Here is a 10,645-nt window from a genome sequence, read left to right as displayed (position 1 = left end):
ATTATTAATAGAAACGAAATCGTATAAAAGCCACTTATCCCCTTTTTATGAAAAATTAATAAAATCTACAAATCCATTAAAGGCTTAGAAAAAATCTATTCCCTATATTTGAGTAAAATAAAGTAGCAAGTCCTAACTTATTGTCATAAGATAAGAATTTATTCAGATGATAATGGATATAAAAGACTTTAGCTACTGCCAAAGACACACTACATGTTATTAGGGAAAGATAGTTTTAATCATAAAACTATAATAGTAAATCAGGACTTTATAGTTCGTTTAATTGCACTCGGAAAATATACCGAAGCTTATCAATTATTAATAACAATAACACAGACAAAAAAAGAGGTATGCAGCCTTTTTAATCTTGCTCTATGTTATTATTACGGGGAAATCTATCAACAAACAATATATACTTTAGATGAAGTATTGAGCTTGTTAACGATAACTCCCAGAAATCAAGCATTATTACCTGTTGATAAGGATTGTAAAACTATACTATCAAAGCAAAATCAATCAGAATGCTATCAATCAGGTATTACTGATGAGTACTTCTCTTATTTTCCTGAAATTGTAAAAGACTCTATACTTCGTATAAAGGTAGATTGCTATCTCCATCTTCAACAATGGGATAGAGTATTCGAAGTAGGCAATGCAATTAGAAATAAAGGATATAAGAATGTAAATAATGCTATATTATTAGCAGAATCAAAATCACATAAAAACTAACGAGAATGTTTAAAGAAATAATTGATGCCTACAGACAAAATTTATTTGCAAGAGAAGGCGAAAAAAGAGATGTATTAATTCTATACAAAAATTTGCCTGCACTGGATGTTACAGATGAAGATGGCAAAAGTTTATATCATATAGCTGCAACCTTTGCCGATTACGAAGCTATCGAATTTTTGAGTGAAGGAGGCTTAAAAGTACGTGCCGATGAAAAAGAAAATACACCACTGCACGATCTGTCAAAAAGCCCCCTTACTAACGACATAAAGAATTTCGGAAAAAGAGAGGACGATATTCGCAAGACAGTCAAAAGGCTTATAGACCTTAAAGTTAATCCAAAGAAAAAAAATGAAGCTGGAGAGATTGCATATTATATAGCAGGAACTAAACTAATGTACCCTTTTATTGAAGCATTAGCTGATAAATCGGTAAAGATGGATGCGACAGGCGAAGAGGGCAAAAACCTCTTACATCTTATATGTAGCCAACTATATCACAAAAAGAAAAATGCAGGAGTTCCCGAAGCCGCATATAAAACCATAGAAGCATTATTAAAATCAGGAGTTGATCCTGAGGACAAAGATATTTTTGATACTACCCCACTTACTTATGCTCAACGAAGCGATGTAAAAGAGATAGCAGCACTTTTATCTGGTAATGAAGGTGACTTACAAACAGGGGGAATGACTATCAAAGAAGCCGTTCTCAAAAAGGACATAGAAGCAATAGAATGTCTGCTAAAATCGGGGACAGATATTAACGAAGTTTCAGAAGACTATAGAACTCCATTGATGTCTGCATGTGAATATCCATCATTAGATATCATAGAGCTATTGACTAAAGGTGGGGCTGACGTAAATTATGTATCTGGAGAGAACGGACACACCGCAGTGTATTATTTACTTAATTCTGCTATCCGAAATCTGAATGTTGGTGTAGTGGGAGGACAAGATGTGAAAACAATAACAAAAATACTCCAAGTTCTCATAGATAATGATTTGGATACAAATGTAACTATTGATAATAATGGGAATACAGCTTTAAATTTTGTTTGCTCACTTGGTTATATGGACGGTATAAACAATAAATTGGCTGAGTCATTGATAGATGCAGGTAGTAATATTAATCTGCCAACTCTAACAGGAAAAACTCCACTTATGACTTTTGCAGAGAAAGGTGATGAACCTAAACATAATATTGCCGAACTACTATTGGATAATGAAGCGGATACAACTCTTCTAGATAAGAACAGTTATACTGCTTTAATGTATGCCGCTGGAAATTCGAATAAAATGTCAGCAAAAAAAATAGCAGAATTAATACTGGATGCTGACAAAAGCACAATTGAGAACACCAATAACAATGGCGAAACAGCTCTGGATATAGCTGTAAAAGCAGCGAATGAAGCGGTAGTAAAACTTCTACTAAACAATATGTAAGTATATATTAAATACAACACATTATATGGACACCATGTTTTTAAATGCATGTAAAAATGCACAGAAAGGAATTATTCAAGCATTCTTAAAAAAAGGAACTATAAACCTCGATAAGAGAGACCCTATAGGTAATACACCTTTATATTATGTCTGTTTAAAAGGAGCCAAAGACATAGCAAAAATGCTTATTGACGAAGGAGCTGATGTATCTTTAGCAAACAATATAAGCGAAACTCCGTTGCACTGTGTTGCTAAGAATGGTAATAAGGACATAATTAAAATGCTAGTTGAACAAGGAGCAGATATAAATGCAACCAATAAAGACGGGCAAACACCACTCATTTATGCCGTAAAAAATAGTAAGACGGAGACTGGCTTATATCTAATTTCTTTAAATGCCGATGTAAATCTCAAAGACAACGAAGGTTTTAGCGCTTTAGACTATGCAACAGCAAATGGACTAAGAGATATAATCGAAGCTCTATCAGGAGGAAATGTAGCACAGAAAGACGCAAATGGAAATACACCTTTGCATCAAGCAGTTTACAACAATCAAAGTGAGGCACTATTAGCGTTACTCAGAGCTGATAATTCTAATGTAAATGAGCTAAATGATGCAGGAGTAAGTTCGCTTGTTCTGGCAACAAATAATTCGAACATTAATATTGTTGAACTACTTATAAAAAATGGAGCAGATGCAAACCTAAATTTATTAAATGGTAATGCAGCATTACACTATGCAGCTGAAATAGGAAATAAATTTATAGGAAAAATACTCCTTGATGCCAAAGCTGATATTAATGCTAAAAACTCTTATAGTGAAACACCATTGATTATTGCAGCAAAATGTGGCAATAATGATTTTACTGCTTTGTTGATAGAGAATAATGTAGATGTAAATGCAGTTGATAATGATGCTAAAAGTGCTATGGCATATGCTAGCGAACGCGGATTTACTGAAATTGTAGAACAATTATTAATGGCAGGAGCTGAAAATTAAATTTACAACAACTTCATAGTATAACTAAAAAAGGAGAACATTAAATGTTCTCCTTTTTTAGTTATCAATAAATGATGATTACTTAATAAACGTGACCGTCTTCTTTTAAATCTTCACCTTTAAATTTCTTTTTCTCAAGAGAACCCCATGCATATATAATATAAGCTAATACAAAAGGAACTAATATAGAAGCGTATGACATCGCTACCAAAGTAAATTCACTTGATGATGAATTCTGAATGGTAAGAGAACTTTGTAAATCGGCAGTTGATGGATAATAAGCAGTATTGTTATATCCAGCAAGTAGCAATAGAGTACATACAGTAACTACAGTACCCAAACCACTAAACCATATACCACTAGCATATGTGCTAGAAATTAATGAACGGATAATACCAAACAGCACCAATACTACACCCAGCAAAAAGAATATAGCTATAACAGGCATTTCTATTAGATTAAAGAAATACTTGTAATCTACTAAACTTACAATTTGAGTAGCAGGGTCTACTGCAAAACCTTTCGATAAGAATGTCCAGATAACAAAAGCTAAAAAGAACACGACAAAAGGAAGAGCATTGTATAATAAGAATTTGCGAGAACGAGCCACCAAATCCTGATCTGCCAGTCTATTAATAAAGAATAAACAAGCTAAAGTTCTTGCCAAGAAGAATACAGCAAGTCCTAAAGTCCAGTTTCTAAAATTAAGTAGAGCCTCAAGACCATGAAAAGGATTTTGCCATTGACTGATTACCAATCCCGTAGCAGTTTCGCCTCCCATAATTGTTATATTACCTTTATTCACAAGGAAGTCCGAACCTGTAAAGAATGTAGCAATTGCCACACCTAACAAGAAAGTTCCAAACAAACCATTAATAAAAAGGAATGACTGATAAGTAGTTCTTCCCCAAGTATTCCCCGGTTTCGATTGATACTCGTAAGACACTGCTTGAATTACAAAACAAAGCAATATCAACATCCAAACCCAATATGCCCCACCAAAGCTTGTTGAATAGAACAGAGGGAATGATGCGAAAAATGCACCTCCAAATGTTACCAATGTTGTAAAAGTATATTCCCATTTACGCCCTAACGCATTAACTAATAGGAAACGGTGTTGATCTGTCTTAGATAAGGAAAAAAGCATCGATTGTCCACCTTGAACAAATAATAAGAATGCTAAAAGTCCCGCCAGTAAGCTTATGATAAACCACCAGTAATGTTGTAAAAATGAATAATCAATCATAGTGTTATATTTTATAAATTAAATAGAATCTCAGCTTAATCAGCCTTTGGTCCCTTTTTAATTTGATTCAACATGATACGAATTTCAGCAATCAATAGCGCTGTAAACAACACTGCGAATACTATAAAGGTAGTAATTACCGAGTTTACACTCAATGCCGATATGGCAGCTTGCACTGGCAATACATCTTGTATAGTCCAAGGTTGACGACCAACTTCAGCAACTATCCATCCTGCTTGAGTACATATATACGCTAATGGCACTGATAATATTGAAAGCCATAATAACCATTTGGTATTTTCAAGTTTCTTTTTATAACTAAAGAACCAAAGTACAGCAAAAAATACAACAAAGAATCCTCCAATATATACCATGATGTGGAATGCCCAAAACACCATCGGAATATTAGGTACTAATTGCTCTGGAGTATCTAAATAACCATAACCAAAATATGGATAATTTTCTTTCAATTTAGCTTTATACTCTTCTGCAGCTGTTTCGTTATTTTCTTTCTTAGCTGTCCTGTAATCAGCTAATGCTTGTATGGCTTGTTTTCCTCGCTCTTGTTTTTCTTCAAAAGATAACGCCACCTCACCAGTAGTAGTTGTGTAACCTCCTTCAATAATATCTTTTATACCTGGTACAAAAGCATCCATATCTCTATATCCTAATAGAGCCAAAGCGTTAGGAATTTCTACTTTAAAGATATAAGGATCTACATCATCCTTGTATGATTTCTTTTCAGGATTAAGTAATCCAACAGCAATAAGTCCTGCTCCGTTCTGACCTTCATAAAGACCTTCCATTGCAGCCAATTTCATAGGTTGTTTTTGAGCCACCTGATGAGCAGATCCGTCACCAGTCATAGCAGTCAATAAAACTGCTACTAAACCAAAGATTGAAGCAACCTTCATACTTTGTCTCGAAAACTCAGGCTCTCTATTCTTAAGCATGTACCAAGCTGCAACACCTGCAACAAACGCAGCACCCAAAATCCATGACGAAACTACAGTATGAAAGAATTTATTAATAGCAACAGGCGATAGTGCCACAGCCCAAAAATCGTTCATTTCATTCCTTACTGTATCAGGATTAAACTCCATTCCTATGGGGTATTGCATCCATGCATTAGCCACAAGAATCCAAAGAGCAGATAAAGTTGCACCTAGTACAACCAACCAAGTAGAAGCCAAGTGCATTTTCTTACTAACCCTTGTCCAACCAAAAAACATAATAGAAATAAATGTAGCTTCCATAAAGAAAGCCAACATACCTTCTATTGCTAGGGGGGCACCAAAAATATCACCAACAAACCAACTGTAATTAGACCAGTTTGTTCCAAATTGAAATTCCATAATCAGACCTGTTGCAACACCAATTGCAAAGTTTACTCCGAAAATATTCATCCAAAATTTTGCTGTTTTCTTCCATTGCTCATTACCTGTACGTACATAGGCTGTTTCCATAATAGCCATTATTACACCAAGTCCTAATGTCAATGGAACAAACAACCAATGATACATAGCAGTCAGAGCAAACTGACCTCTAGACCAATCAACTAATGATGCGTTTAATAATTCCATAAGATAGACATATTTAGTTATTCATATTTTTTATTATTCTTTTATTCCCCTTAGAATCAATTATCCATGCATATAATCAGCTGTTAAATATCTATTACAAAACATACTAATTTTACATGAAAAACTGAGGCTCTGGCAATATAAGCTATAAGCAAATTTATTAACCAGAGCTACAGAACTTTTTATCTCTTTGATACATCAATAATCATACGAAGCGATGTATATAATCAGATCTAAGGACTCTCTTATTATTAAGCATCACCTCCGACGGGAGTAAAATCTCCTACCGGATTTTCAATGTCAATTGCTCCATGAAGCCTTTCATATTGATTGATATTATCATTCAATGCTAACATAAGTCTTTTTGCATGTTCTGGTGCTAAGATTACTCTAGACTTCACTTTTGCTTTTGGAACACCGGGAACTATTCTAATAAAATCAAGAACAAATTCAGATGAAGAATGTGTTATTATAGCCAAGTTAGCATATGTACCTTGTGCTACATCTTCGGTCAATTCAATTTGTATTTGATTTTCTTGATTCATTTCTTTCATTTTTTGTTGTAGTGAATTTTTGTATTATGTTATAGTCTTGTTAACATACCTTACACAAAGAAAATTAAAACTAACATAACGGCAAAATTTTTAGAGGCATTTTACCACATATAATTATAAGTTATTTATATGACGCATCAATAGAATCTATATCTTCTGGAGTTTCTATAACTTGTTGTATCTCTTGCAATTCTATCTTTGATTTTCTTTTTCGTAAAGCAATCAGTTGAGCAACTGTACCTACAACACCCAATCCAAGCATTACATATCGCATTTTACTATCTGCGTCGAACACTAAAAAAGCTGTTACACAGACCATACACCACATAAAACAAATAGAGAGAAGCCTTACTTTCCAACTCAAACCTGTTTCCATCCGTTTGAGATACTTACCTGTAAGTTTATTTTCTTCCAAGCGTTTATATAATTGAGGGGAACTTTTGGCATACAAAGCTCCCGTTAACAATATGAATGGAGTTGTAGGCAAGCCCGGAGTAAACAACCCTAGTAAGCCTAGAATTAAGCTTATAGTACCTAGAGTAATAAATGTATACTTTTTCATTGCTGATTAACTGTATTTTTATTGACCTTATAATTTAGAATCATAATTACTTTTGCCTCTTGCATTTATTGAAGTAATCTATTAAACTGAAAATTAATAAGCTGCAGATTATTTATAATATCGACATTAACTACAAAAATATCAATTCTTCTCTGCAATAGGCATCAGAACATGTTAAATCTTTTATGACCAAAAAAACCTCTTCAGATATACTTCTAAAGAGGTTTTTATAAAAAACATTGTTATATTATCTTACTCCATGCATCATTCGCAGAAGTATTTTATTCAGACAAATCAATCCTGCACCACAAACAATAGCACCTATTGCTAATACCTGATAAACAGAGCCTGCACCCAAAGAGCTGGTTATAGACGAAATCCATCCTCCCATCAAGTTTCCGAAGAATGAAGACAGCAACCATACACCCATTAAAAGAGATGCTAATTTTGGAGGTGCTAATTTTGTCACAGTCGATAAACCAACTGGTGATAAACACAACTCACCAATAGTATGCAATAAGTATGTAAAGACAATCCACCACATGCTAGCTTTTACAGCAGTATCAGCAATATCGCCTCCTCGTTGATGTGTAGCTCCTACCATAAATAAGAAACCTATACCTAGAAGCATCAGCCCCGAACCCATTTTCACGGGAGTAGTTATCTTCTGACCGCTTTTCGATGGCCAAAACATAGCAAACACAGGAGTTAATAATACTATAAATAGAGGATTTATAGATTGAAACCACTCAGTAGGTATCATAAAACCACCCACATTTCTATCCAAGAATTTTTCTGTATACAATGTAAATGAAGAACCTGCCTGCTCAAAGCCTGCAAAGAAAAATATGGCGAAAAAGAAATAAATAAATATGGCAATAGTTCTTTGTTTATCTTGAGGAGTAAGAGGAGCTGCTTTATGCTCAACAACCTGCTCCAACTCATTTATCGCTTCTTTTTCTTGCACATCACCCACAGGTTTTAAACCCAGATCTCCTAGATACCTTTTAGATAATGTATTGAACAAAAGTTGACCTATAAGCATACCAATAGCAGCAGCTAAGAATCCGTAGCTATAACCATGGCTTATAATCTTACCTGTTGCCAAGTCTTTTACAGCAAACCAATCATTAGCCAGCAGACCAACTACAAGTGGTGCAAAAAAGGCACCGATATTAATACCCATATAGAAAATAGAAAATGCAGAGTCACGCTTTGCATCACCAGGTTTATACAAACCTCCTACTAATGTAGATATATTGGGTTTAAAGAAACCATTACCTATAATTAATAAAAGTAATCCCGAGAAAAGTCCAAATTTACTGTGGAGCAAAAATAGAACTAACTGACCAAGAAACATAGTAAAACCACCGATAGTAATAGCCTTTCTTTGTCCTAGATATTTATCGGCAAGCCACCCTCCTATCAAAGGCGTAAAATAGACTAGCCCTGTAAAGCCCCCATAAATCAGTCCGGCAAAAGATTCATCGAATCCGATACCTCCCTCTATGGCAGTTTTTGTAAGATATAGCATTAATATACCACGCATTCCATAATAAGAAAAACGCTCCCATAGTTCTGTGAAAAACAAGAGATATAATCCTACAGGATGCCCAAATACGGTAGCATTAGAAGGTAACTTAGTTTCAGTCATAACTTAAAAAATTCTCTTAATTTATAATATGTTCTTTTATTTCACTTCTTGCATTAACTTCCTGATAATCGGAGAAACAATCAAAACAATAATACCTACAATGACAGCATAAATTGCTAATTGTTGATATCCTCCGGTATAAGAAAGTAGTTTTTCCATTAGTGAAGCATTCTCATTCGGATTAGAAATGCCTGCACCTATAATACCTGCCAAATATTGTCCATAAGCACTAGCTAAGAACCATAACCCCATCATCATTCCTGATAGATGTTTAGGCGATAAGCTCGTTATCATAGATAAACCAATTGGAGACAAACACAATTCGGCTAATGTCATAACAAAATATGCACTTGCAAATATATTCAGAGATGTTTGCCCGCTTTCATCAGCAAACAGACGTGTACCATATAAAATAAAGAATGACCCTCCTAAAAGTAAAAAGCTTATTCCAAATTTAACTACTGTATTTGGCTCAATCTTTTTCTTATTCAACCAAACCCACAATAAACCTAATAAAGGACTAAATAGAATAACGAAGAGTGCATTTGCCCCATTATTTACAATATTGGGATCAATATGAAAAAACGCTAGCGAAGTCCGTAAATTTTCGTTTGCAAAAAGAGCTAAAGAACCTCCTGCTTGTTCGAAAAATGCAAAAAACACAATAGATAAAAGAATTAATATCAATGCTGCTATAAGCTTCTTTCGAGCTTCCTTTGTTGTTGTTTTAAACAGTTGATAGAAGAAATAAAATAAAGCTGCAGGACCTATTATATACATAAAAAGATCTGTATACTGAGTATCCTGAATCATTATATAAATCAACGGAATAGTTAGCAATGCTATAATATAAACATATAACTCTCTTAGTTTTCTTTTCCCAGGAGCTAAATCCAGTAATGGACTATCTCCAATAGGACCAAGATGCTTTTTAGTTAGCGTAAATGTGATCAATCCCAGAACCATTACAGCTCCCGCCGCCAAAAAAGCATAACTCCATGAATATCCTTTTCCTAACCAAACACAAATTGCTCCTCCAAAAAATGCACCTACATTTATACCAGAATAGAACATACTGAATCCGGCTTCTTTCCTAACATCGCCGTCTTTATATAAGTAACCAACCATCGAAGATATATTCGGTTTAAAGAACCCTGTACCTACCACAGAAAGTGTAATACCTATATAAAAAAGATCGTGAGGTGCTATTGCTATTAATAGATTACCTACGATCATCATTATTGCTCCAAATGTCAACGATTTCTTAAAACCCAATATCTTATCAGCAAAAATACCTCCTAAAAAAGTAAAAGCATATACAAATGCCTGTATTGCTCCGTATTTAAGATTGGCTTCCTTAGCATGAAGTGCCAATTGATCGACCATGAAAATGGTAAGAATACCACGCATTCCATAGAAACAGAAACGCTCCCACATCTCCACAGTAAATAAATACCATAGTTGTTTAGGATACTTACCCTCAAAATTTTGAATTTGCTCTAAGGTTAATGCTGCCGATTTTCCATCGGGATTAGAGTTGTTTGATAGCTCAGACCGACCGAGCTCTGGTTCAGATGATTTCATTATCTAATAATAAATGCTTATTTATATGACAAAAGTAAAAAAAATAATTGTATTCAGTCTCATTTTGACGGGTATTATACTATTTAACGATTTATAGTCAGGAAGCTAATACTTTGTATTTATGATTCATTCTTTTAATTTATTATAAACATATAGTATTCAAAATATGAAGAATTACTTAAAAAAATCAAAATAAAAGCAGTTATCGGACAAATAAACTTTATGGCATCATTTTTGTTTGATAATAAAGGAAGTCAATACTACAAGCACTAGTTGAATACTAGTATAAAG

The 10,645-nt window shown here is 34.1% G+C and carries 9 protein-coding genes; 3 read left to right on the top strand and 6 right to left on the bottom strand.

Annotated elements, in window-relative coordinates; translation table 11 throughout:
- Positions 1–213 precede the first annotated feature (213 nt).
- From HGC4_RS02895 to HGC4_RS02885, 3 genes are read left to right on the top strand one after another with little or no spacing between them, the layout of a single operon-like run.
- Positions 214–729, top strand: coding sequence for a hypothetical protein (locus tag HGC4_RS02895; protein ID WP_050708618.1), 516 nt, complete (start codon positions 214–216; stop codon positions 727–729).
- 5 nt (positions 730–734) lie between these two features.
- Complete coding sequence (locus HGC4_RS02890; protein ID WP_050708617.1) at positions 735–2,171, top strand: ankyrin repeat domain-containing protein; 1,437 nt, start codon at positions 735–737, stop codon at positions 2,169–2,171.
- A gap of 25 nt (positions 2,172–2,196) precedes the next feature.
- Positions 2,197–3,171 (top strand): ankyrin repeat domain-containing protein, encoded by a 975-nt coding sequence (locus tag HGC4_RS02885; RefSeq protein WP_050708616.1) that lies wholly within the window; start codon positions 2,197–2,199, stop codon positions 3,169–3,171.
- A gap of 82 nt (positions 3,172–3,253) precedes the next feature.
- On the opposite strand, the gene HGC4_RS02880 is transcribed toward HGC4_RS02885, so the two are convergent.
- The 6 genes from HGC4_RS02880 to HGC4_RS02855 form a co-directional block, all read right to left on the bottom strand.
- Entirely contained in the window at positions 3,254–4,417 is a 1,164-nt protein-coding gene (locus HGC4_RS02880; protein WP_050708615.1) for a cytochrome d ubiquinol oxidase subunit II, read from the bottom strand.
- Between the two features lie 35 nt (positions 4,418–4,452).
- Positions 4,453–6,000 (bottom strand): cytochrome ubiquinol oxidase subunit I, encoded by a 1,548-nt coding sequence (locus tag HGC4_RS02875; protein ID WP_050708614.1) that lies wholly within the window; start codon positions 5,998–6,000, stop codon positions 4,453–4,455.
- A gap of 251 nt (positions 6,001–6,251) precedes the next feature.
- Positions 6,252–6,554 (bottom strand): DUF3467 domain-containing protein, encoded by a 303-nt coding sequence (locus HGC4_RS02870; RefSeq protein WP_050708613.1) that lies wholly within the window; start codon positions 6,552–6,554, stop codon positions 6,252–6,254.
- Positions 6,555–6,675: 121 nt separating this feature from the next.
- Positions 6,676–7,116, bottom strand: coding sequence for a YbaN family protein (locus HGC4_RS02865; protein WP_050708612.1), 441 nt, complete (start codon positions 7,114–7,116; stop codon positions 6,676–6,678).
- 247 nt (positions 7,117–7,363) lie between these two features.
- Positions 7,364–8,770, bottom strand: a complete 1,407-nt coding sequence (locus tag HGC4_RS02860; RefSeq protein WP_050708611.1) for a peptide MFS transporter — start codon at positions 8,768–8,770, stop codon at positions 7,364–7,366.
- Between the two features lie 36 nt (positions 8,771–8,806).
- Positions 8,807–10,354, bottom strand: a complete 1,548-nt coding sequence (locus HGC4_RS02855) for a peptide MFS transporter (RefSeq protein ID WP_082204046.1) — start codon at positions 10,352–10,354, stop codon at positions 8,807–8,809.
- Positions 10,355–10,645: the final 291 nt, after the last annotated feature.

The organism is Dysgonomonas sp. HGC4, from assembly GCF_001261715.1.
GTDB lineage: Bacteria > Bacteroidota > Bacteroidia > Bacteroidales > Dysgonomonadaceae > Dysgonomonas_A.
The sequence above is the reverse complement of the archived record's forward strand: the minus strand, read 5'-3'. Positions and strand labels throughout refer to the sequence as shown.

What these genes read in the sequence shown, in the direction of transcription:
- HGC4_RS02885 (WP_050708616.1), top strand. Translation starts at nt 2,197, where the DNA reads ATGGACACCATGTTTTTAAATGCATGTAAAAATGCACAGAAAGGAATT.
- HGC4_RS02865 (WP_050708612.1), bottom strand. Translation starts at nt 7,116, where the DNA reads ATGAAAAAGTATACATTTATTACTCTAGGTACTATAAGCTTAATTCTA.
- HGC4_RS02855 (WP_082204046.1), bottom strand. Translation starts at nt 10,354, where the DNA reads ATGAAATCATCTGAACCAGAGCTCGGTCGGTCTGAGCTATCAAACAAC.
- HGC4_RS02875 (WP_050708614.1), bottom strand. Translation starts at nt 6,000, where the DNA reads ATGGAATTATTAAACGCATCATTAGTTGATTGGTCTAGAGGTCAGTTT.
- HGC4_RS02880 (WP_050708615.1), bottom strand. Translation starts at nt 4,417, where the DNA reads ATGATTGATTATTCATTTTTACAACATTACTGGTGGTTTATCATAAGC.
- HGC4_RS02890 (WP_050708617.1), top strand. Translation starts at nt 735, where the DNA reads ATGTTTAAAGAAATAATTGATGCCTACAGACAAAATTTATTTGCAAGA.
- HGC4_RS02870 (WP_050708613.1), bottom strand. Translation starts at nt 6,554, where the DNA reads ATGAAAGAAATGAATCAAGAAAATCAAATACAAATTGAATTGACCGAA.
- HGC4_RS02895 (WP_050708618.1), top strand. Translation starts at nt 214, where the DNA reads ATGTTATTAGGGAAAGATAGTTTTAATCATAAAACTATAATAGTAAAT.
- HGC4_RS02860 (WP_050708611.1), bottom strand. Translation starts at nt 8,770, where the DNA reads ATGACTGAAACTAAGTTACCTTCTAATGCTACCGTATTTGGGCATCCT.